Here is a 23,237-nt window from a genome sequence, read left to right on the forward strand (position 1 = left end):
CGTGGAGGGGTTTGCATGCTTGTATCTGAGGATGTAAAATCATTAAAAATTGAATCCATGAAATATAAGAACTTAATCATAAGCTCGCCACAAGAATTGATGTTTGGTAAGGCTCCAAGCCCGGTAAAGACAAGACGTGGGTTGATTATCGGAGGCGGACAGGTTTATTCGGAACTGAATTTTACCTTACCGACAATGAGTATTAACAGCAACACGGTAAAAAGAGTCAACGAACATTATCGGGAAATTGCCGAGGGAGCTCTTGAGAGAGCGTTGCACCTAAATTCCAAAGGAGTGGTTTTGGAATTTGAAACCTTGCTCGAGATGACCAAAACTCCACAGATCGGAGTCGATATTGTATCGATCATGAATGAAGTCTGCGAAAAGTATTATCAAAAACACGGTTTAGCCTCGGAGATTCGATTGACACCAAACGATTTGCGAGAATTTGAACGACCCGCAAAACAAAGAACATCAGAGTTAATCGCTCCTATGATGGAGCTTTTTGAGCGGGGAATGGAGGCTGGTGGCGATTTGGTATCCATTGAAAGTACCGGAGGAAAAGAAGTGTCAGATGATGCGCTGATGATGTGCGATATTAAAGCAATTATGTTTGCGCTATCTGTTTTGGGAGTTCGTGACATGCAATTTCTGTGGAAGAAAATTGTTGGCTTGGCCAATAAGCAAGGGAAAATCGCTGCAGGTGATTCGGCTTGTGGTTTTGCCAACACCGCGATGGTATTGGCTGAGAAAAAATACATTCCGAAGGTTTTTGCAGCTTTGGTGCGAGTTATTTCTGTTGTCCGTTCAATCGTTGCTATGGAAGAGGGAGCTGTTGGTCCGGATAAAGATTGCGGGTACGAAGGGCCGTTTTTAAAGGCCATTACCGGAATCCCAATTTCTATGGAAGGTAAAACAGCAGCTTGTGCTCATTTTAGTCCCATTGGAAATATTGCATCGGCATGCACTGATCTTTGGAGCAATGAATCCGTCCAAAACATCAAACTGTTATCCGGGATGGCACCTACAGCTTATATGGAACAACTGGAGTATGATGTGAGGTTAATGAACGTTGCGTTGAAAGGCGGCGATCAAAGCTGTCAGCTATTCCAGCAGCTGATGGTTGATTCAGACGTGTACACCGACCCCCAGGCCTTGGTTTTAGCGCCCGAGAATGTCATCAGGATTTCAAAGGAGCTGTTGAAGGGTGATTCCTATGTTGCCAATGCTAAAAACGGCGCACTTGCTACACTGGATATTATTGAGGAGGCCATCGCATCCGGTCAGATGGAGTTGTCGGAGATGGAGACTGCTTACCTGCCAATCCTGAGAGAAGACCTTAACAGTATTCCTGATAGCGAAAGTGAATTTATAGATATGATGCTTCCATTAATGGATCAAAGCAAATTCATTTTGGAAGAGTATGGTTTGTGATACAATAATTCCGGGGACTGGTCAACTGGTTCCCGGATTATTCTTTCAGTCTTGAAAAAAATACCGGTACATATTATCACTGGTTTTTTGGGAGCTGGTAAAACAACTCTCATCAAACAGTTCTTCGAATTCAAGGACTCTCAGGAAGAATGGGCGATCATTGTCAATGAGTTTGGGAAAATTCCTATTGATTCGAATATTTTACATTCGGCAACATCGTCAAAAGGGGCGATCTATGAAATTGCCGGTGGATGTATTTGTTGTTCTGCGCGGGAGAATTTTGCTCATAACCTGGAGCAGATTCTTCAAACTGGACAGTATGACCGAATACTGATTGAACCCAGCGGACTGGGAGGAGTGGAGATGACTTCAGGGATTGTTGGCGAATATCTCCAATTGAAGTTGATGCCTGTCTGTTGCTTGGTGGATCTAACGAGCATTTTAAATCCAAGGCTTAAGATAAATCCGATTTACAACCTGCAGATTCGACAATCTGATCAAATTGTATTGAGTAAACTTGACCTTCTCGATGAGCAGCAAAAGACAGATTTATTAAGTCGGTTCAGGCAAAAATATCCGGAAGTGAAGATTTATCAGTCCCGTGATAGAACGCCACTTTTTTCCTCGATTTTATCTTTATCAGAACTACAGGATTCGATGGTGTCGGGTCCTTTTAAGCAGTTGCTTTATCCAGGAAATTCAGAAAAAGCAGCAGGTTACATTCAAAAAACTGTTCGGTTAGAGCCAGGTGAACAAATAAATTGGAATCAATTTTTTAGTTTGTTGCATAAAGAAAAGACCGTTGTAAGAGCGAAGGGATTTGTCAAATCTGATGGCGGATGGATGTTGTTTCAATATACCATTTCCGGAGAGACTGTTGAATCCTGTCAAGCTCAATCCCAGTCAGAGATGGTTATCATTTTTGAAAAGGCAGATGAGTCTACTGTCGATTTGTTCCTGGATAAAATAGTTGCCTTAACTTCTCGGTAAAACCTGAGTAATTTCGATGAAAAAACTAAATTTGAACCAATGATAATGATTGGTTGATATTTTATTTTATGAAAGAACATCTAATTCGGCTCCATCCACTTGGTAAGGAAATTCAGGTAAATCATCAAACCCCTCTGATCGATGTATTACATGAATATGGTATTGAGTTTCCTTGTGGGGGAAAGGGGACGTGCGGAAAATGTAAGGTCAAGTTGCTTGATGGCTCCATCGATGTGACTGATTTTCATCGAAAAAAAATCACTGAAAAAGAATATGAAACGGGGTGGCGATTAGCATGTTTGAGCCATTGTACCGGCGACATTACTTTGGAAGTAGATCAATTTAATCATTTGATTTTGGCTGATGAGAGTGAATATGAATATGTTCCGCAAAGCGGATATGGAATAGCCGTTGATTTAGGAACCACAACACTTGTGGCTCAACTGGTTGATTTATCTACAGCAAAAGTACTTGCAGCAGAAACTATGCTGAATCCACAGGTGAAGTACGGTGCCGATTTGATCTCCCGTATTCAGGCATGTGTTGACGGGCTGGAGTCTGAGATGACACAGTCAATCCGGCAGGCTGTCGGGCAAATGATTGGAAAGTTGATCGGGAAGCATGACGTGCCAGTTAAAAAGATCGTAATCGTTGGTAATACAGCAATGCAGCTGATTTTTAGTGGTGACGATGTTTCTCCGTTGGCTGCTTATCCTTTTCGGATTAAAGATGTCGGGGAACAGTCTTTTTCAGGTTCGGAATTGAACTGGGATTTTCAAATCCTTGAAAAAGTGCAGTTTTTTCCTCCTATTGAAAGCTTTGTTGGAAGTGATATCCTTGCCGGTATTGTCGCTACAGGGATCTATAAGAAGGACAATTATGTGGCTTTGGTCGACTTAGGCACTAACGGTGAAATCGTCATAGGAAACAAGCACCAGATGGTGTGTGCATCAACTGCTGCCGGACCTGCATTTGAAGGTGCAAATATCTCGATGGGTATGCGCGCAGTTACAGGAGCGATTTCATCATTGCACATCGAAGATGGGCAAATTCATGCCGATGTGATTGGAAAGACATCTGCTAAAGGAATTTGTGGAAGTGCCTTGATTGACGCCATTGCTATTCTACGCAGACTGGAAAGACTAGGGCAATTTGGAGAGATTCAGTCGGGAGAAGAGAAAATCAACCTTTTTGAGGGAGTGAAACTAAGTCAGAAAGATATTCATGAGTTTCAGTTGGCCAAAGCAGCCATTGCTGCAGGCTTGTCAATATTAGCCTCCAGTATCTCCATCAACATGAGTGATATCGATGAGTTATATATCGCAGGTGGGTTCGGAAGCTATATCAACGTCGAGCATGTCATCGAAACAGGAATGCTTGAAGTTGAAGCTAAAAAAGTTCATAAAATGGGCAATACAGCGCTGATAGGGGCTAAAATATTTTTGTTTAATGAAACAAATGTGGTGAGTGAAGTATTATCTAAGATTCGTCATATTAACCTGGAGGGAGATCCAAACTTTATGGATATTTATGTGGAGAAGATGCAATTTTAGTCAATGAAAAAGAGGCTATCTTTTTAAGATAACCTCTGGTTCATATTGTCATGATAGATTAATCAACCTGATTTAACAAATCATCTCGCTCTTTCAAGAACTCAGAAAGTCGTTCAATTGGATCACGCGTAATCGCAACTCTTCCGGAACGAATAAATTGCAACACTCCAAATTGATTTAAAGCATCGAACATTTCCTGCGTCTCTGTTTTATGCCCGGTTTTCTCAATTACCGTAAACTCTTTGGTAATTTCTAGAATTCGTGCCCCATTTTTCCGGACTAGATTCTCGATATCATCACTCTCATAAAGCGCTTCGGTGGGCACTTTATACAAAGCAATTTCCTGATACACCATTTCATCGTTCGTGTGATAAAAAGCCTTTAGTACTTCAACCACTTTTTCTAACTGTCTGACAACCTTTTTAACCCGGTCTTCCGTTTCTTTAATAACGATGGTGAACTTAGACACACCGTGAATAGCAGATTCTGAAACGGTCAGGCTCTCGATATTTATTTTACGTCGTGTAAAATTGATCGTGATTCGATTCAATAAACCAATATGGTTTTCCGAATATATGGTAATGATAAATTCCTGTTTCATGTTTTTCAATTTTAAAAATTAGGCTTCCAGTATAATGTCAGAAACTGAAGCTCCCGACGGAACCATTGGGAAAACATTATCTTCTTTCTCTACTACAACTTCCAGTAAGTACGGACCATCGTGATCCATCATTCGTTGGATACCATCTTCTAATTCTTCACGCTTGGTTACTTTATGGCCTTCCATACCGAAGCCTTTTCCAATCATGATGAAATCAGGGTTTTGCAATTCAGTAAATGAGTATCGCTTTTCAAAAAACAGTTGTTGCCACTGACGTACCATTCCTAAAAAGTTATTATTCAGGAGAATGATTTTTACCGGAAGCTTATTTTGGACGATGGTCCCCAATTCCTGTATTGTCATTTGAAAACCACCATCACCTACAAAACAGCAAACAGTACGGCCTTTTGCACCTAATTGAGCTCCCATGGCAGCAGGAACTCCATACCCCATTGTGCCAAGTCCACCTGAAGTTACATTACTTTTCGATTGGGTAAATTTAAAATATCGAGAAGCAATCATCTGCTGCTGACCAACATCAGTAACCAAAACAGCATCATGCTTTGCTATCTCAGACGTTATCCGAACAGCTTCACCCATTGTAAGTCCTGCTTTCTCTGGATAGGTATCTTTTTTGATGACTTTCTCTTGTTCAATTTTATCGCAATCACGGAATTCCTGCAACCAGGCTTCATGCCTATTCTCTTTGACATTACCAGTTAGCATAGCCAATGATTTTTTGGCATTCCCTAAAACAGCAACATCTGTTTTAATAATTTTATCGATTTCAGCAGGATCAACCTCCAGGTGAACAATTTTAGCGTTCTTTGCATATTCGCTTACCTTACCGGTTACACGGTCGTCAAACCGCATACCAACAGCTATAATTAAATCCGCCTCATTGGTTTTGATGTTTGGGCCGTAATTCCCATGCATTCCAAGCATTCCAACATTTAAAGGGTGATCGGTTGGCATGGCCGAAAGCCCAAGCAAAGTCCATGCTGCCGGAATTCCTGTCTTTTCAACAAATTGCTTCAGCTCCTCTTCAGCATTCGCAATAATAACACCTTGTCCGAAAAGCAACAAAGGTTTCTTTGCTCCATCAATTAAGTCGGCTGCTTCCTTCACTTTAAAAGGATCAACCGGCTGCTCTGGAATATAAGATCGGATTTTAGTGCATTTCTTGTACTCATAATCGACCTCCTGAAACTGAGCATCCTTGGCAATATCAAGCAATACGGGCCCCGGACGACCGGATTGAGCCAAATAGAAAGCCTTAGCAATAGCTCCAGGAATTTCATCTGCAGTTGTAATTTGATAGTTCCATTTGGTTACCGGCATTGAAATGCCAACCACATCTGACTCTTGGAATGCATCTGTTCCAAGCAACGGAGAGGCAACCTGTCCGGTGATACACACCAATGGAATTGAATCAATCATAGCATCAGCGATTCCTGTTATCAGGTTTGTTGCTCCCGGTCCGGAAGTTGCAAAACAGACCCCAGCTTTTCCGGTTACCTTTGCGTACCCTTCTGCTGCATGAATCGCTCCCTGCTCATGGCGAGTCAATATATGAGTAACTTGTTTGTCAAAATCGTAAAGGGCATCATAAATCGGCATAATTGCTCCGCCCGGATATCCAAAAATGGTATCAACGCCTTCTTCTAAAAGTGAAAGAATAACGGCTTGTGAACCAGTAATTCTCTTTGTAGCCATATAAATCTGTTTTTTTTGTTTCTTAATCTATTAATCGTATCGCACCTTGATCGGCAGAGGAAACCAAACTAGCATAAGCTTTCAACGCTCTACTTACAACCCTGTTTCTTCCAACAGGAGTGTACGCGTCCTTTCCTTTTTCTTCTTCTTCTGCCTTTCTTTTATTCATTTCTTCATCCGAAATCAGTAGGTTAATTTTCCGTTCCGAAATACTGATTTCAATTAAATCTCCATCCTTTATTAAAGCGATTTCACCACCGCGGGCCGCTTCGGGAGACACATGTCCGATTGACAGTCCGGATGTACCTCCTGAAAATCGTCCATCGGTAATCAATGCACAGGCTTTATCCAGCCTCATGGACTTGATATACGAAGTTGGATATAGCATTTCCTGCATTCCGGGACCTCCCTTGGGCCCTTCGTAGCGAATAACAACAACATCACCAGCCTGGACAGAGTCGCCAAGAATTCCATTCACTGCATCGTCTTGCGATTGGAATACCTTGGCTGTTCCTTTAAAATTGTGGACTGAAGGATCGACACCCGCTGTTTTGATAATACACCCGTTTCTGGCAATATTTCCATACAATACGGCAAGTCCTCCATCTTTACTATACGCATGTTCAAAATTCCGAATACATCCGTTCTCCCGGTCAACATCCAGCTCCTTATAATAGCTTTCCTGCGATCCCATTACGTTGTTACGCACGCCGCCGGGAGCTGATTTATATTTTTTTATTGCAATCTCTGCAACATCTTTGCTTTTTAAGTCGAACTTTTTAATGGCTTCTGCCAATGTATTGCCATCAACCCGAGATACGGAAGTATCCAATAATTTGGCACGATCCATCTCTGCCAAGATTCCCAGAATACCTCCGGCACGATTTACGTCTTCTATATGATAATCGGAGTTTGGAGCAACCTTACAAAGGTTTGGAGTATTGCGCGAAAGCTGGTCAATATCCTCCATTGTAAAATCAACCCCTGCCTCACGGGCAATGGCTAAAATATGTAGTACGGTATTGGTAGATCCTCCCATGGCAATGTCAAGCTTCATTGCATTATTAAAAACAGCACGAGTTGCAATACCCCGGGGAGTTACTTTCTCGTTTCCATTTTCATAATGATCGTAAGTGATGTCCACAATCCGATCAGCTGCTTCCTCGAATAACCTTTTACGATTCATATGTGTGGCTACAATAGTACCATTACCCGGCAAAGCCAAACCTAATGCCTCAGCCAAACAGTTCATTGAATTAGCAGTAAACATACCCGAACACGAGCCACAGGTAGGACATGCCTCTTGCTCAACCCGAAGAATCGTTTCGTCTGAATAAGATTCATCAGCGGCCATAACCATGGCATCAACCAAGTCGTATGATTTTTCATCAATCTTTCCGGCTTCCATCGGGCCACCAGAAACAAAAATTGCAGGAATATTTAATCGCATGGCTGCCATCATCATCCCGGGTGTAATTTTATCGCAGTTTGAAATGCAGACCATCGCATCCACCTTATGACCATTGCACATATATTCTACACTATCGGCAATTATATCGCGCGATGGAAGCGAGTAAAGCATACCATCGTGTCCCATAGCAATTCCATCATCGATGGCAATCGTATTAAATTCAGCTGCAAAACAGCCTCTTTTTTCGATCATTGCTTTAATTTCCTGACCAATATGATGCAAGTGGACGTGCCCCGGAACAAATTGAGTAAATGAATTAACAATCGCAATCATTGGCTTACCAAATTGTTCTTCTTTCACACCGTTGGCTCTCCAGAGGCTTCTCGCCCCTGCCATCTTTCGCCCTTCTGTTGTTGTTGCTGATCTTAACTTTTTCTGCATTTCCTTCAATTTTTTAATTCTTAAAAAAGCCTTTCTCGTGTGAGAAAGGCTTTCGTATATTATTTATTCAACAATTCCAAGCCTTTCTTAGCGAAACCCAAGAATGACGACTAGAAGAACCAGATGAATTGTTGTAAAATGTCTCATAAAATAAAGTCTATAAATGAAAAAAGCCATTCCCCCTTATGAGAATGGCTATCGGTTTATACCAACATACAACATCCTCACTTCGCTTGCGAAATGACCACGACGAGAAGAATAATGACGTTAAGTACGATAGCCTGGATTTTCATTTTTCTTTTGTTAATGGAGCAAATGTAGGAATTTATTTCTTAAGGGAAAAATTAAATTGAAAGCAAAAATCTAACAAATTGTAAAAATTAGTAGTTGAAGTCGGCTTCATGCATTAATCTAAAACAGCAAGATGATACTTTCCGTATCATCAGGAATGACCAAAATGTTATTTTTGCATGTGAAAGTAAAAATATACGGCATACCATAAACTATTTCTATAATTTGCACGTTGGTTTTACCAATACTTTTTTTTGAACACGAAAATAAACTACGATGGCGAAATTACTTGGACCAAGGACAAATGATGCACTAACAAATATTTGGTTACTTCTATTGAGAGTTTCAGCAGGAGGGTTCATGCTAACCCATGGAATTCCTAAATTTTTGAAACTGATAGAGGGAAATACACAATTTGCTGATCTCTTCGGATTAGGATCAACGATTTCATTGATTCTCGCAGTATTTGCCGAATTCCTTTGTTCGGTTCTCTTAATCTTTGGAATCGGTACTCGCCTGTCGGTCATTCCGCTTATTGTTACCATGAGCATTGCTGCTTTTCAAATTCATGGAAACGATCCGTTCCAGCGCAAAGAGCTTGCATTGCTCTACCTGGTGATCTTCGTGACAATATTGGTATTTGGTGGTGGAAAGTTTGAAGCTGGCAGAATCTTCAAAGGTCGCTAAACCTGACTTTGATCAAACAAAAAACTTATTGATTAGAAAGCATTTGGGGTTTTAAGTCAATCTCATATGTTTTGGTTTCCATCTCCCGTTCGAAAACTTTAACACTGGGAATACCCGGTTTTACGGCATCTGCTACTTCTTTGTAATATTCATTGTCTTCATGCTGAATTTGCATGATGATGTAATGTTTTGCTTGAATATACTTTTTCATAATGGCAACACCCTGACCTTGTGGTTGATATAAAAAACCGCGCCCAAGAAAGGCAAAATCAAGGTTATCATTGTCCAACCTGAGTCTGTGGTACTCATCCAACGCATTCGAATTACTATCGCCACAATGGAAAAAACTAACCCCATCAATTGTAAACCGAAATCCGAGGTGTTCTGCAAATCGGTATATATCTGTTTTACGACCTGTTAAAGGATCTTCAATGTAATAAGGCCCATGATTAATTCGATAAACCCTCACATCAATTCCATTCACAATCGTATCAACATGAGTTAACTGTTCTGGCGTAATTTCAACTAACTGATTTCTTATTTGTTGATACTGGCTTGTATTTTCGACCTGCTCAACAGTTTTTGCACAACTAATAAACTTAGCTTCCGAGTGACTTGCTAAAACCGATGCAGTAATATTATTGTCAAAATTATCGACATGTTCGTGAGTTGAAGCAATCAGATTAATCCCTTCAAACGGGCTTTCTCCATTAATGATTTTCTGGGTCAATTGCTTCGATGGACTATCGTAATACTCACTTTCAATATCCTTAAAAAGCGCATCAACCAATACCTTCTTATCATTCACTTGAATCAAAAATCCGGAATTAGCGATATACGTGATATCAACTTCCACCTTTTCCGGGCTCTCAATTTGAGCATGAACAGAGTTTGAAGTGACAATGAAAAGCGCAATTAGCAGTAAAAACAATCTCATTCAGGGCAATTTTATACCAACAGACTAAAATCTTTATTTAAAATTGAAATCAAATATAAGACAATTTTATTAACGGCTTTGTTCTCAACGAACAAAAATAGCTAAAGTTACCCGTCAAAGGATTTCAGTCATTATTAAAAAACAAGGACATACTAAAATCTGAAGTAAATAAACGGTTGCAAAGTTGAATGTGCAACTAAAGTGATTAAAAACAAAATAATAAGTATTACCGGAATTTGCCCCCAGCTCGGCAGGCGAATAAACTTACCTCGTATTCTCTCTTTGACCGGGTCAGGAAACCAGATAGTAACCAGGCCAATAATAAAAACAAAAATCACCCAATGATAACTCTCCCAACCTCCCGCCAAATCGCGAGGCATAAAGTGATGGCGAATCTGGTACAAGAGCTGTTGCACAATACTGTAATCGCGAGCTCGAAAAAATATCCAAGCTATACTTACTACCTGAAATGTCATAAAAACAGAAAACAACCGCTTCCATTTCTTTGGCTTAGTTTGAAGTGAAAAGATTCGCCGAAAGAATTTTTCCACCACCAGCCCAATGCCGTGAATAGCTCCCCAAATCAAAAATCGGATATTAGCACCGTGCCACAGTCCGCCCAGAATCATTGTAATTAAAAGATTAATATACATTCGGGCAGAGCCTTTTCTGTTTCCCCCGAGAGGTATGTACAGATAATCGCGCAACCAAAGCGACAACGAAATATGCCAACGACGCCAAAAATCGGTTAAGGAGTATGCTTGATACGGAGCATTGAAATTGACCGGAATTTTAAATCCCAACAGTAGTGCCAACCCAATCGCAATATCGGTATAGCCCGAAAAATCGCAATAAATTTGAATGGAATAGGCGTATACCGATAATAAATTTTCCAATCCCGAATAAGCCAAAGGCGCTTCAAAAACCCGATCGATAAAGTTTAAGGCCAAGAAATCGGCGATAACTAATTTCTTAAACAGACCTTTTACAATCAGGAAAACGGAATGGCTGAATTCCTCTTTCTTCAGCCGGAACCGCTGGTACAACTGAGGAATAAATGAAGATGCACGAACAATTGGTCCGGCAACCAACTGCGGAAAAAAACTGAGATAAAAGCTGAAATCCAACGGATTTTTGACCACTTCTGCGTCGCCTCTATAAACATCGACCAAATAGCTAATTGCTTGAAAGGTGTAAAATGAAATTCCAATTGGTAGCAAAATGGAATTAACATCGACCACATCACGAGCAAGCTGATTGATCAACCAGCCAATCCAGTTAAAAACCTTAAAATTGGTTTCAAAAAACAGATTTACATTGTCCAGAAAAAAATAGGCATATTTAAAGTATCCTAAAATCAGTAAATTCAATCCAATTGCAATTCCTACCCAAACCTGTTTCCTCCTTTGTTTGTGAATAAGCAAACCAAATCCATAATTCATGGCACACGAAAAAATCAGTAATGATAAAAATGCGCCGCTCATTTGGAAATAAAAGAACCAACTTACCAGCAACAAATAACTATTCCGAATTTGGTTTCTTTTGTAAACAAAAGTGTAAACAGCAAGCACCAAGGTAAACGCAATCCAAAAGGCAATTCCGGTATAAAATAGCGGTTCATCCGGCCGGTATTGCCAAATATTTCCAACGATATATTTAATCCGCTCAATCATAAAGAATCTTCACTTGCCTTAAGTTCCTGTAATATTGTTTTCGCCAATTCCGTTCCCACTAGATCAGCTCCCCGCCTCGAAAAATGAATGTAGTCTTTCCGCCCCAATGCAGGAGCAGCTTCTACCCAGCGTTTCATCGAACCTTCACCGCCCATAAAAGATTGCAGATCCCAAAAAGCCGCATGATTTTGCATCGCCAATTTAAACTGAATTTGCTTAATTGCCGTAATCGTCGAATAGGTTTTAAACTGTCCGGCTTCCTTTTGAGCCATGTCGGACACGCCAATGATCAAAATTGGAACCTCGGGCCGGATCAATTTTAAAAATGAGATTTGCTGCTGAAAATGAATACGGAAATGCAAATAATCGTTTTTGGAAGTATAGGGCACTAAGTTTACACCAAAATGAAGCACAAACAGCCCCACGTTCACTTGGTCTAACATCTGCTTGATTGACTCTTGATCCGACATTTCGAAAGGCGGATAAGACAAGCCCCTTAAAGCGACATTATCAACAAAAACACCACCTTCCGATTCAAGCGAAAGGCCGGCAACATTAAAAGTATCTGCTGCTGTAAAATCAAAACTAATATCGTCCGGGGTGTGGTTGAACTGAAAATCTAAAGTGGATATCTTGTCTTTCGGATTGAGGTTTCCTGAATAGATTTCCCTGCGCCCCTGTTTTACGGTTACAAAACAAGTGTCTTTTGCTGAGTAGTAAAGCTTCACAAGTTGGTAGTCCTTCTGCGGTTGTAACCGTTTGATGCGTCTTATACGAAACCATCCTTCGGCATTGTCAGCAGTTAAAATCGCATTCTTAAATAACAGGCTTTGATTTTTAAAGTCCCGATCTCGAAAGGTTCTCACATCCCAAGCTTTTGACGTTTCAACCAAAAGTTGATGCCGGGTATTGTAATATTCGTCCAACGGAATAAAACCGGGACCTTTGCCCGCATACTCCAGCTGTAGTATTTTCCTCAAAGCAGAAGTTATACGATCATTTTCGATTTGCGAATCGCCGAAATAAACAATCCGAACAGGCAAAACTGAACGATTTTCAGCACTTAATTTTCTGGATAACAACTGAAATCTCAGAGAGTCATCTTCGGCAAAAATCAAAGGAGTTGAGTGAAATAATTGAATTGACCTATCAGCAGTTTCTTCGCTTTCTGATATCTTTGAAATTGAATCCTCAACAATTCCGGCTATTTCTACTTTTGGGCTATCTACAACATAATTTGAAGAATCAATTGAATCAACGTTTAATTCTTCGGTCATTGATGAAAGACCTGGTGCACTTACATCACCTTCCCAGATTAAAAGAAGAGCCGAAAAAAGAAGTAGTGTAACAAAAAAATAAAAGAATTCCTTTGCAGGTGTCATGTTCCAGTTTTAGCTTCCGAATAAAAGTAAAGCTAAAATCGTGGATCTGCAAATAAGCCATTCGCACTCTTACGAGCGAGGCTTGATCTTTAATTTTTGTCCCGGAAAGATCTTTTTCCCATTGTTGATATCATTCCATCGTATAATATCGTTATTAGACACTCCCGGGAATTTACGGGCAATAGACCATAAGTTTTCGCCGCGGCGAACAGTATAGTAAACAAATTCACCGCTCTTCGTTATTTGCTGACTTGATGCTCCAGCACTCGTTACAGGTGTTTTCTTTTTAAAAGCTTGTTTATCCGAAAAGCTCATCCGGTTTACATCGGCATAAAAATCAGCCTGTCCTGCCGGAACATAGATGGAAAGCTTTTGTCCAACACGAATGAGGTTACGATGTATATTATTCCAATAGCGCAAATCAGATAATCCAACATGATACCACTCTGAAATGAAGCCTAAATTATCTCCCGACTTCACCGTGTAAATCACCTTATCCTTTCCTTTAATATCGGTTGGGTAATAAGTGCTCCGGCTTTGGGGGTTGATAATTGAGTTATTGGGGAAAAATTCATTCCGCTTAAACGCGTAAATTTCTTCTTCGTTGTCAATAAAATCAGCAACCGTTTCAATTGGTATTTTCAACACATAAGGTTTATCGGCCTTTGCCGGGATAATATCCATGCGATATTGAGGATTTAATGCCCGAAGTGCTTCAATCGGCACTTGTGTTATTTCAGCTACTTGTTTAAAATGAAGGTAACTATTGACCATGATTGTATCAGCAACAATCGGAAAATCAGGATAACGAGGTTGCAAATTATGCTTTTCGTAATTCGTCATTACGTAGGTTGCAGCAATAAAAGCAGGCACATAACCTCTGGTTTCGCGTGGCAATCGATAATAGATCGACCAATAGTCCCGGGCACCACCCGAACGCCGGATTGCTTTATTGACATTTCCGGGGCCACAGTTGTAGGCTGCGATAACCAAATGCCAGTTTTTATAAATCCGATACAAATCATTGAGGTAACGTGCAGCCGCTTTAGTAGATTTTACCGGATCGCGACGCTCATCAACAAACGTGCCGATTTCCAGCTTATACATTTTCCCGGTTCCGTACATAAACTGCCACAAACCAACAGCATTGGCGCTTGATCTGGCGGCGGGGTTTAAAGCCGACTCAATAATAGCCATATACTTGAGCTCCATGGGCATATCGAGCCGATCCAATTCTTCTTCAAAAATCGGAAAATAATAACTGGCCAGTCCAAGCATCATTTCCACCTGATCACGCCTCCGTTGGGTATAAAGCTCAATAAAATTTTTAACGGTTTTGTTGAATGACAGATCAACATAGGAATCAATGGCCTGTAACCGCTCTATATAAACAGAATCAGGCAGCGAAACAACGGGAACACTATCTCGGTTTTCTATTCTCTCAGATCTTTCAAATACATTCTGCATATACCAGGAATTCACCAGACTATCTATCTTTTCAGCAAAAATATCGTTTAGATTTTCATCCGGAGTAACATATTTTTTCTGATATCCCTGTACACTATCCAGAGCAACGACCTCAATCGTTCTTACCCTTTTAATTGCTTCTTTGTCTGTCTTTTTTGCACAAACATTTTGAACCGTAAAACTTACTAAAACTACGAGTATTCCTAATCCCTTTTTCATATCCCCTCTAAAATCTTATCCTACAATGAATTCCTACTACTTTCTGATGATGACTATACAATGGCCCTGGCGTCCAGTTCAAGGTTAAATCATCACTTATATCAAAATTAAAAAAATGTGCATCCACGCTTGCGTCAATAATATTCAAGGCATAAAAAGCCACTGTTGAAATAACAACCAAATCCCGGTTTCTACGGGAAACATCTTTCGCATTTTTAAGCCTGGTGGTAAATTGCGACCTTTGATTATCCCAACGTCCATCTTCGTTAAATTGCTCGTATGAATCGGTGAATGGATCATTGTCAACAATATCAGCATATGCTTGCCGGTAAAGTTGATATTGATCATTATTCCAGTCGATAAAATAAGCAAAAGCACCAAACCCAATATAAATTAAGGGCACCTTCCAGTATTTCCTGTTGTAAATTTGCCCCAGGCCCGGCAAAACAGCAGAGTAAATTGTCGCTTTACGTGGCGAATGCTTTTTCTCTATAGCAACTGAAACACTATCAGCAGCTGCTATTTTTTGAGCTGATGCAATAAACCCTGTTGCAATAAACAGGATTAACAGTACGGCTTTCTTTATATAATTCAATGTTATTCTTTTTGAAATCGAATTAGCCATTTAGTTTATCCAGAATTCCGATAATTCGCTCCAAATCCTTCGATGAACCAAACGGAATAACGATCTTTCCTTTCCCTTTATTGTTGAGTGAAAAATCAACATCGGTCTTAAAAAACCGACTTAAATGCTCTTTCAGCTCTCCATATTCTTCGGGATGCCTTTGTTTTGGAGCTGATGATTTTGGCTTTTCTGCAGGCGAGTTTAACAGTCGGACTAATTCTTCCACTTTCCGAACAGAGTAATCATTCTTTAATATCTCTTCGTATATCGCTAATTGATCTTCAGGACTTTTAATATTAACCAGTGCCCGGGCATGTCCCATCGAAATTGTTTTATCAACAATTCCTTTCTGAATCAAGGCAGGCAATCTCAGTAGCCTCAAGTAATTCGACACGGTAGACCGCTTCTTTCCGACACGGTCACTCAGGCTCTCCTGTGTCAACTTACACTCTTCGAGTAATCGCTGATAAGAAATTGCGATTTCAATGGCATCCAGATCTTCGCGTTGAATATTTTCAACCAGAGCCATTTCCAGCATTCCTTCATCTTCGGCCATCCGAACATAGGCCGTAACTGTTTTAAGTCCGGCTATTTTCGAAGCTCTGAACCGGCGCTCTCCGGCAATGATCTGGAATTTGTGGTCTCCAACTTTTCGTAAAGTAATGGGTTGAATAATGCCAATTTCTTTGATTGACGCCGCTAACTCTTTCAATGCTTCTTCGTCAAATGTTGTACGGGGTTGAAATGGATTGGCCTCAATCTCTTCAATTGCAATTTCGCTGATCGAAGAATTCTCATCCCTATTTTTATCCGCATCATCAATCAAGGCACCAAGTCCTCTTCCCAATGCATTTCGTTTAGCCATTATTACTCGAATTTATTTATTCAATTATTTTTTCCGAATTTCTGATTTTCGTCAAATCATTCTTTTGTAAAATTTCTCTTGCCAAATCCATATAGTTCTCAGCACCGCGCGAACTGGCATCGTACAAAACAACAGGTTTCCCGTAACTCGGCGCCTCGCTCAACTTAATGTTTCTTGATATTGTGGCTTCAAAAACCATTTCACCAAAATGAGTTTGCACCTCTTCCAACACCTGATTCGACAAATTCAGTCTGCTATCGTACATCGTCAGTAGAAAACCCTCAATTTCCAAGTCAGGATTTAAACGCGTTTGGATGATTTTAATTGTGTTTAATAACTTGCCCAAACCTTCCAGTGCAAAATATTCGCATTGAACCGGAATGATAATCGAGTCAGCTGCTGTTAATGAATTAACGGTGATCAACCCAAGCGAGGGAGAGCAATCGATAAAAATAAAATCGTAATCGTCCCTGATCTTTTCAATCACCACTTTCATCACTTTTTCCCTGTTGGGTAAATTCAGCATTTCAATCTCGGCACCAACCAAATCAATATGAGATGGAATAAGATCCAAACCCTCGATCTCCGAATTCAGAATAATTTTTCTGGGGTCGATATCGTCGATGATACATTCATAAATGCTTGTTTTCACATTTCGAACGTCAAATCCAATTCCAGAAGTAGCATTCGCCTGCGGATCAGCGTCAATAACTAGAACCTTATTCTCAAGCACAGCTAAACTTGCAGCTAAATTAATAGCCGATGTTGTTTTTCCAACGCCTCCTTTTTGATTTGCAAAAGCAATTACTTTTCCCATAGTTTTTCCTGATTTTGGCTGAATTCCAAAGTTAATATTTTATCGATAAAATGATGGAAGATTCATGAGATTAAATTGAGATCTGCCGTAACGCTCTGATGCTAAGAAAATTCAGATTATTTTGAAATCTTAATTTTTCTGGCCTCTACCCTAAGCTGCTCACTATCAATTGGAACAACGCCTGATTTTTCACAAACCAAGCCTCCGGCCAAATTCGAAAGTTGAGCCATAAATTTGGTGGGTAAACCGGCAGCCAGACAAAGGCTGGCAACTGCAATTACCGTATCGCCGGCACCAGACACATCAGCGATGTCCCGAATTTGAGCAGGAAAATGATTTTGCTCAACCCCATTACTAATAATCACCCCCAATTCGGACAATGTAATAAAGATGATCTCCAGCTTCTTTTCCTTTTTAAACTGATCTGCAGCTTCCAATATCGACTGAAAATCCCGCTTATCAACGTTTAGTTTTAATCCTTCTTTAAACTCTTTAAAATTAGGCTTAAACAGATTTGCTTCAGCATAATTATTAAAATTGCGTTTTTTAGGATCAACAGCAATAAGAATTCCTTTAGATTTAGCGAGTGTGGTCACCCTGTCAATGAGCGACTGGGTGATAATTCCTTTGTCGTAATCGACAAAGATCACGATCTCAAAATCCTGTTGCTCAACCAAGGTTTCAATTCGCTCAAAGACAACATCCTCCTCTTTTGCTGATATTAATGCGGCGGTCTCCTCATCAACACGAACAACCTGCTGAGAACCACTCAATATTCTTGTCTTAACAGTTGTTTCACGGCTTTCTGAACGCAGAATTCCGACATCAGAGAGATTCCGTTTTTCAAGCAACTGCATAAAAATATCGCCTTTCGTATCGTTTCCAACCATAGAAACCAACACCGGAGTTGCACCTAATGCCTGTAAATTAAGAGACACGTTGGCAGCTCCTCCCAGCCGGTTTTCTTGTCGACTGATTGTTACAATGGGAATGGGTGCTTCAGATGAAATACGATCGACAACTCCCCACATATATGAATCAACCATCGCATCACCAACTACGAGTGCCCGAATGTTTGAAAACTTCTTAAAAACCTCTTCAACCTTTAGTTTCTCCACGTTCAATAAATCATTTAAAGACGTACAAAAGTAGCAAAAAAAGGATGTGGCAAAAATTATATCTCAGCTTGATGTTGAAATTTCACTTCAAAAAGAAAAGAAAATTCGTCATTATAAAAATGGTCATTGATCGTTCGAATCAGGACCTGGATCTTTGATTGGAATATACAGTTGACGTTTAGAGTTTGAAATCTGAATCTGTTACATCGGATCGACATCGGCATAAATAATTAGTCCGGTGTTATTTGGAAGCGATTTAATTTGATCAACCATTTCCATGATCCGCTTTTTAGCTTCCGGGAGCTGTTTGTTTTTATCCAGTTTCAGCCAGATTTCTTTTTGATACCAATTTTGCACTCTTCCGACAACCGGGTATTCAGGCCCCAGCACCTGATTTTTAAACTGCTTTCGAAACAACGAAGCCAACTGTTCCGCTCCCCGATCAAGCCGTTCACGATTTTTGTGCTTCACCACTACTTTTATCAACCGGAAGTAGGGCGGATATCGAAATAGCTTCCGTTCAAGCATCTGACGATTGAATAGTTGCTCAAAGTCATTCGATGCCACTTCTTTCAACACTTCGTGGCTTGCTTGCGACGTTTGAATAACCACTTTCCCGCGTTTATTTTTACGCCCCGCCCGGCCACTCACCTGAGCCATTAGCTGGAACGAACGTTCGAACGACCGAAAGTCAGGGTAATTCAACAACTGATCGGCATTGAGAATACCCACAACCCGCACATGCTCAAAGTCCAATCCTTTTGTTACCATCTGTGTGCCAACCAAAATATCAATCTGCCGATTTTCGAAGCGATAAATCAGTTGATCGAACGAATTTTTCGCCCGTGTTGTATCCAAATCCATCCGCGCAATTTGGGCGTTGGGAAACAGCAAACCAAGCTCTTCCTCGATCTGCTCGGTGCCATAGCCTTTGGTTTTAATATCATCAGAGTGGCACTCGCCGCAATTGGCAGGCAGCCCGGTCGTGTGTCCACAGTAATGACAAACCAAACTCGACCGGTATTTGTGGTAAGTTAAACTCACATCGCAGTTCTTACACTTCGGAATCCATCCACATTTCGTGCATTGGATGTATGGAGCAAACCCGCGTCTATTCTGAAAAAGAATTACCTGCTCTTTTTTCTCCAGGGCTAATTTCACTTCTTCATATAAGGCCGGAGTAAGCAGCGATTTCATTTGTCTTTGCCGGGTTGCTTTTCGAATGTCGGCCACTTCAATTTCCGGCATTTCAATTCCCTTGAAGCGTTCTTTCAGTTCCACCAGGGCATATTTATTTAGCTTGGCATTGAAATAACTTTCGAACGAAGGAGTCGCAGTACCCAGCAAAACCGGAGCTTTATGAATCTGCCCCAAAACAACAGCCATGTCGCGGGCATTGTATCGCGGAGCCGGATCAAATTGCTTGTAACTATTTTCATGCTCTTCATCTACGATAATCAACCCCAGCTTTTTAAATGGAAGAAAAACAGACGAGCGTGCACCCAAAACCACCTGATAAGAATCTTCTTTTTCCTGCAAAATATTGAACCAAATCTCAACACGTTCAGCATCATTAAACTTCGAATGGTAAATTCCGGCGCGATCTCCAAAAGCTCTTTTTAGTCGATTAATCAGTTGAGAGGTCAGACCAATTTCAGGAACCAGATACAATACCTGCTCTCCTCGTGCCAAAACGTCTTCAATAAGCTTGATATAAATCTCCGTTTTCCCACTCGATGTCACGCCATGCAACAATACCGGACGATTGGTTTTAAATTCAGCTTTCAACTGATCCAGTGCTACCTCCTGGGCATCATTCAAATCAAACAGGTATTGTTCCTCATCGTGATCCATCACCAGTCGGCCAATTTCAACATCTTCAATTTCAAGAATTCCCTTGTCCACAACTGCTCTTAAAACCGCATCAGAAACGCCACTTTGTTCGAGCAATTCTTTTCGAGCAATACGACTTTCTGATTCGCTTGCATAAACCGCTTCATTAAAAAAGAATTCGAGCAATTCAGTTTGCTTTTTAGCTCGTTTTACTTGCTCAAACGCATTCGCGATGTCCGCCGGAGCGTTGATCGCTCCCGCCAACTTCACAAAGCTCACGGTTTTTGGCTTGTAACTATCCTTCATTTTTTCTTCAATCAGAATAGCATTCTTTTCCAACAAAACTTTCAGCGTTGCATACGAAGATTTTTTACCCAAAAACTGATTGACTTCCTTGATATTGGCTTGTCCCCGCCCCTGTAACATCAGCAACAACGCTTCCTCTTCACCTGTCAGTTGTGCATCCATTTCGTAATTGGGGTTGAAACAGATATTGGAATGACTTTCCATCTTTAAAGCCGATGGCAAAGCCGCCTTAAAAACCTCTCCAAGCGAGCAACAATAATAATCGGTAATCCACTCCCAGGCAATTATCTGAGCCTGATTCACAATTGGCTCACGATCCAGAATGGCATCAATTTCCTTGATCTCAAAATCGCCCGCCGGCTCGTCCTGATGCAAGCGATAGACCAAGGCCGAATAAAACTTGCGCACTCCAAATTGAACCACAACCCGAATCCCTACTTTTATGGAAGGTTCAAAATGAGGGGCAACGCGATACGTAAATTTATCACGCAAAGGCAGTGGCAATATTACATCGGCAAACAGTTGATCTGACATCGTGCTACAAACTTCGCAAAATTTATTCAATATCGAATGGAGCGAAACACTCATCTACCCATTCTTGCTATAAAACAAAAAACGCCTTTCATTTTCGAAAGACGTTTTTTATTCGTTCAAATACACCATTCTAAAATCTGAACTGAATGGCAAATTGATAACTTGTTATTTTAAACTAAAATTTCGGTCGTTAGATTTTCAATACTTGCACCCACACCCTCGAACGGTTTTCCATTCCCCTGGTTATCATCTTCAACAAAAGTGTATTTTACTCCGGCAGTTTCTTTCGCAGCCAGAATGCGTTTAAAGTCAATCACTCCATCACCTACATTTGTAACGTCTTCTTTTTCCACTTCAAAAAACGGGTCTTCATGTGTTTTCATATCTTTCAGGTGCAACAACTGGAAACGCCCGGGATACTTTTCGAACATTTCAACCGGATCCTGCCCGGCCTTTGATGCCCAGAACAAATCCAACTCCAATGTAATCAGATCCTTGTCCATCTCCGGAATAAACACATCGTAATAAGGAACAACTCCATCAATATTCTTAAACTCGAAGTTGTGATTATGATAGCCGAATTGAATACCAGCATCTTTCATGATTTCACCAACTTTGTTCCAGTCACCAATCATTCGCTTGTAAGTCTCAATTTGTCGATCCTCTGCATTAACCCAGGGCTGAATACAATATTTTACACCAATTTCGGCATGAGAATCGGCCATTATTTTAGCGTTGTCAAGTGTCACACCTGCAGCTTCAACCATGGTGTGACTGCTAATAATTTCCATATCCAAATCATCGATGATCTTTTTAAATTCGTTTGGTTTTAAACCGTAAAAATTCCCACCAGAATAGCCGGCAAGTTCAACATTCTTGTAGCCCAAATCCGAAAGTTTTTTTAATGACCCTTGCAGGTCTGCATTCATGGCATCACGAATGGTATACAACTGCAAGCCAACGCCATATTTTTTGCGATCAACATCGCCAGCAGCTGCTCCACCGCAAGAGTTTAACAACACCACACCCAGTGATCCTAAAGCCGAAATTTTAAGGAATTCTCTACGATCCTTCATAGTTCTTTTTGTTTTAATTGTTTTAAGTTGAGGTAAAAATAGCAAAAAAATTGAACCAATTCCCTACAAAAAAACACACCAAAAAGTAAACTATTTTGACTACCACCCCTTCAGCTGCCGAATAAAACAGGTTAATTCTTCCGCGATTTCTGCGTGTTGTTTCAAATCAGGGTGGTAATCGCAACCATTGCTGTAGCTTTTCGAAAAAAAGAAAGAATGCACATTCGAATCGTCCGATTGATTAATGGCTTCAACTACCGAGGCAATATATTTTTTCAACACGAAGGCCAACTCCCCGTCTGCCATTGGACTGGACAGACATACAATGGTAGCCGATGGATATTTCGTGCGCAAACGGTGGATAAACTTAATGTAGCCCGAACAAAATAATGTCGAATCCTGAATACCATCATTCTGCCCAAGAGCAATTGTCACTACATCTGGCTGATAGCTCGAGAAGTCCCATTCTACTTTGTTCTCCCTCAAATTTACCTTATCATACACCTGTGGCATAACAATATCCATATCACAACAACTGTGCACCAAGCCAATCCCCGACACCGCAGTTAACATCCATTGAGCATTTAGCGAGCGGGCAGTAACGGGTCCATAACTCATATAAGCATTATGCTGATCGTGCCACTCACCAGCTCCGCACGGAACAACCGATGTATCGATTCCGGTTCCACAAGTAATTGAATTACCGTAAAACTCTATTTTTCGTAATGGCTTCGCCTCTGGCTTCAACAGCTTCTGACATCGCAACCCAACAAACTCAAGATAACCTATTCCCGATTCGGTAGATTTACAGACAGTAATCCGATGCTTACCACGATCCAAATTGTCACTAAAGTCGAGCACATTCACCTTTCCCGCGAGCATAATTCGCTTAATCGGCTGATCATCCAAAACAACAGAAACATAATTGTGCTTGCCCCACAGCATTTCGTCATTCAGAATAAGCTGACAAGAATCACCTTCAAAATAAGCCTCAATATAAACTCCTGGAGACCAAAATCGAGGAAGTGCGGGATCTGAAAAATCGACACGTCCGACATATTGAATCGCGAAATTATCGGCAGCAAACAACCTTACAGCCTCTGTCGGGCTAGTACATTTTGCAAACAACTGAAAACTAACTACAACCATACAAAGACCTAACAGCAAGCGAAAACTATGTTTTAAATAAATGGTTCTCATCATCTTATTAATTAACTAATTCGACATCCGTCGTATTTAACCAGAAAAAAGATCATCTCGA

At 40.6% G+C, this 23,237-nt stretch carries 18 protein-coding genes; 4 read left to right on the top strand and 14 right to left on the bottom strand.

The window, feature by feature from the left end; all coding sequences use genetic code 11:
• Window positions 1–57 precede the first annotated feature (57 nt).
• From GR929_RS09585 to GR929_RS09595, 3 genes are all read left to right on the top strand, one after another.
• The gene (locus GR929_RS09585; RefSeq protein ID WP_159519155.1) at window positions 58–1,434 is read left to right on the top strand and encodes a methyltransferase MtaB domain-containing protein; all 1,377 of its coding nucleotides are present in this window, start codon (window positions 58–60) and stop codon (window positions 1,432–1,434) included.
• Between the two features lie 51 nt (window positions 1,435–1,485).
• Window positions 1,486–2,424, top strand: a complete 939-nt coding sequence (locus GR929_RS09590; RefSeq protein ID WP_159519157.1) for a CobW family GTP-binding protein — start codon at window positions 1,486–1,488, stop codon at window positions 2,422–2,424.
• 68 nt (window positions 2,425–2,492) lie between these two features.
• Window positions 2,493–3,977 (top strand): ASKHA domain-containing protein, encoded by a 1,485-nt coding sequence (locus GR929_RS09595; protein ID WP_159519159.1) that lies wholly within the window; start codon window positions 2,493–2,495, stop codon window positions 3,975–3,977.
• Between the two features lie 58 nt (window positions 3,978–4,035).
• Here the strand turns inward: GR929_RS09595 and ilvN are convergent, their stop codons facing one another.
• Genes ilvN through ilvD form a run of 3 tightly spaced genes read right to left on the bottom strand, consistent with a single transcriptional unit; the run spans window position 4,036 to window position 8,146 of the window.
• Entirely contained in the window at window positions 4,036–4,578 is a 543-nt protein-coding gene (gene ilvN, locus GR929_RS09600; RefSeq protein WP_159519160.1) for an acetolactate synthase small subunit, read from the bottom strand.
• A gap of 18 nt (window positions 4,579–4,596) precedes the next feature.
• Window positions 4,597–6,294, bottom strand: a complete 1,698-nt coding sequence (ilvB, locus tag GR929_RS09605; RefSeq protein ID WP_159519162.1) for a biosynthetic-type acetolactate synthase large subunit — start codon at window positions 6,292–6,294, stop codon at window positions 4,597–4,599.
• Window positions 6,295–6,316: 22 nt separating this feature from the next.
• Window positions 6,317–8,146 carry a dihydroxy-acid dehydratase gene (ilvD, locus tag GR929_RS09610; protein ID WP_159519164.1) on the bottom strand — a complete coding sequence of 610 codons (1,830 nt, stop codon included), beginning with the start codon at window positions 8,144–8,146 and terminating at the stop codon, window positions 6,317–6,319.
• Window positions 8,147–8,713: 567 nt separating this feature from the next.
• On the opposite strand from ilvD, the gene GR929_RS09615 reads away from it, so the two are divergent.
• Window positions 8,714–9,124, top strand: coding sequence for a DoxX family protein (locus tag GR929_RS09615; protein WP_159519165.1), 411 nt, complete (start codon window positions 8,714–8,716; stop codon window positions 9,122–9,124).
• A gap of 25 nt (window positions 9,125–9,149) precedes the next feature.
• Here the strand turns inward: GR929_RS09615 and GR929_RS09620 are convergent, their stop codons facing one another.
• The 11 genes from GR929_RS09620 to GR929_RS09670 form a co-directional block, all read right to left on the bottom strand.
• Window positions 9,150–10,061 carry an MBL fold metallo-hydrolase gene (locus tag GR929_RS09620; RefSeq protein WP_159519167.1) on the bottom strand — a complete coding sequence of 304 codons (912 nt, stop codon included), beginning with the start codon at window positions 10,059–10,061 and terminating at the stop codon, window positions 9,150–9,152.
• A gap of 152 nt (window positions 10,062–10,213) precedes the next feature.
• Window positions 10,214–11,734: an MBOAT family O-acyltransferase gene (locus tag GR929_RS09625; protein WP_159519169.1), complete on the bottom strand. Its 1,521-nt coding sequence runs from the start codon at window positions 11,732–11,734 to the stop codon at window positions 10,214–10,216.
• Window positions 11,731–13,116 carry an SGNH/GDSL hydrolase family protein gene (locus tag GR929_RS09630; protein WP_159519171.1) on the bottom strand — a complete coding sequence of 462 codons (1,386 nt, stop codon included), beginning with the start codon at window positions 13,114–13,116 and terminating at the stop codon, window positions 11,731–11,733. The genes GR929_RS09625 and GR929_RS09630 overlap by 4 nt, the downstream gene beginning before the upstream one ends.
• A gap of 69 nt (window positions 13,117–13,185) precedes the next feature.
• The gene (locus tag GR929_RS09635) at window positions 13,186–14,802 is read right to left on the bottom strand and encodes a lytic transglycosylase domain-containing protein (RefSeq protein ID WP_159519173.1); all 1,617 of its coding nucleotides are present in this window, start codon (window positions 14,800–14,802) and stop codon (window positions 13,186–13,188) included.
• Between the two features lie 7 nt (window positions 14,803–14,809).
• Window positions 14,810–15,397, bottom strand: a complete 588-nt coding sequence (locus tag GR929_RS09640; protein ID WP_159519174.1) for a DUF5683 domain-containing protein — start codon at window positions 15,395–15,397, stop codon at window positions 14,810–14,812.
• Between the two features lie 22 nt (window positions 15,398–15,419).
• Window positions 15,420–16,292, bottom strand: coding sequence for a ParB/RepB/Spo0J family partition protein (locus GR929_RS09645; protein WP_159519176.1), 873 nt, complete (start codon window positions 16,290–16,292; stop codon window positions 15,420–15,422).
• Window positions 16,293–16,308: 16 nt separating this feature from the next.
• Window positions 16,309–17,109, bottom strand: a complete 801-nt coding sequence (locus GR929_RS09650; RefSeq protein ID WP_159519178.1) for a ParA family protein — start codon at window positions 17,107–17,109, stop codon at window positions 16,309–16,311.
• Window positions 17,110–17,225: 116 nt separating this feature from the next.
• Entirely contained in the window at window positions 17,226–18,227 is a 1,002-nt protein-coding gene (locus GR929_RS09655) for a bifunctional heptose 7-phosphate kinase/heptose 1-phosphate adenyltransferase (RefSeq protein WP_159519180.1), read from the bottom strand.
• 201 nt (window positions 18,228–18,428) lie between these two features.
• Window positions 18,429–20,900 carry a replication restart helicase PriA gene (priA, locus tag GR929_RS09660; RefSeq protein WP_159519182.1) on the bottom strand — a complete coding sequence of 824 codons (2,472 nt, stop codon included), beginning with the start codon at window positions 20,898–20,900 and terminating at the stop codon, window positions 18,429–18,431.
• 170 nt (window positions 20,901–21,070) lie between these two features.
• On the bottom strand, window positions 21,071–21,976 hold the full coding sequence (locus GR929_RS09665) for a sugar phosphate isomerase/epimerase family protein (protein WP_159519184.1): 906 nt from the start codon (window positions 21,974–21,976) through the stop codon (window positions 21,071–21,073).
• A 99-nt stretch (window positions 21,977–22,075) separates the two neighbouring features.
• Complete coding sequence (locus GR929_RS09670; RefSeq protein WP_235934236.1) at window positions 22,076–23,179, bottom strand: SGNH/GDSL hydrolase family protein; 1,104 nt, start codon at window positions 23,177–23,179, stop codon at window positions 22,076–22,078.
• Window positions 23,180–23,237 lie beyond the last annotated feature (58 nt).

Source organism: Sunxiuqinia indica (assembly GCF_009847015.1).
GTDB lineage: Bacteria > Bacteroidota > Bacteroidia > Bacteroidales > Prolixibacteraceae > Sunxiuqinia > Sunxiuqinia indica.

What these genes read in the sequence shown, in the direction of transcription:
- GR929_RS09585 (WP_159519155.1), top strand. Translation starts at nt 58, where the DNA reads ATGAAATATAAGAACTTAATCATAAGCTCGCCACAAGAATTGATGTTT.
- GR929_RS09595 (WP_159519159.1), top strand. Translation starts at nt 2,493, where the DNA reads ATGAAAGAACATCTAATTCGGCTCCATCCACTTGGTAAGGAAATTCAG.
- ilvN (WP_159519160.1), bottom strand. Translation starts at nt 4,578, where the DNA reads ATGAAACAGGAATTTATCATTACCATATATTCGGAAAACCATATTGGT.
- ilvB (WP_159519162.1), bottom strand. Translation starts at nt 6,294, where the DNA reads ATGGCTACAAAGAGAATTACTGGTTCACAAGCCGTTATTCTTTCACTT.
- ilvD (WP_159519164.1), bottom strand. Translation starts at nt 8,146, where the DNA reads ATGCAGAAAAAGTTAAGATCAGCAACAACAACAGAAGGGCGAAAGATG.
- GR929_RS09615 (WP_159519165.1), top strand. Translation starts at nt 8,714, where the DNA reads ATGGCGAAATTACTTGGACCAAGGACAAATGATGCACTAACAAATATT.
- GR929_RS09620 (WP_159519167.1), bottom strand. Translation starts at nt 10,061, where the DNA reads ATGAGATTGTTTTTACTGCTAATTGCGCTTTTCATTGTCACTTCAAAC.
- GR929_RS09625 (WP_159519169.1), bottom strand. Translation starts at nt 11,734, where the DNA reads ATGATTGAGCGGATTAAATATATCGTTGGAAATATTTGGCAATACCGG.
- GR929_RS09630 (WP_159519171.1), bottom strand. Translation starts at nt 13,116, where the DNA reads ATGACACCTGCAAAGGAATTCTTTTATTTTTTTGTTACACTACTTCTT.
- GR929_RS09635 (WP_159519173.1), bottom strand. Translation starts at nt 14,802, where the DNA reads ATGAAAAAGGGATTAGGAATACTCGTAGTTTTAGTAAGTTTTACGGTT.
- GR929_RS09645 (WP_159519176.1), bottom strand. Translation starts at nt 16,292, where the DNA reads ATGGCTAAACGAAATGCATTGGGAAGAGGACTTGGTGCCTTGATTGAT.
- GR929_RS09650 (WP_159519178.1), bottom strand. Translation starts at nt 17,109, where the DNA reads ATGGGAAAAGTAATTGCTTTTGCAAATCAAAAAGGAGGCGTTGGAAAA.
- priA (WP_159519182.1), bottom strand. Translation starts at nt 20,900, where the DNA reads ATGTCAGATCAACTGTTTGCCGATGTAATATTGCCACTGCCTTTGCGT.
- GR929_RS09665 (WP_159519184.1), bottom strand. Translation starts at nt 21,976, where the DNA reads ATGAAGGATCGTAGAGAATTCCTTAAAATTTCGGCTTTAGGATCACTG.
- GR929_RS09670 (WP_235934236.1), bottom strand. Translation starts at nt 23,179, where the DNA reads ATGATGAGAACCATTTATTTAAAACATAGTTTTCGCTTGCTGTTAGGT.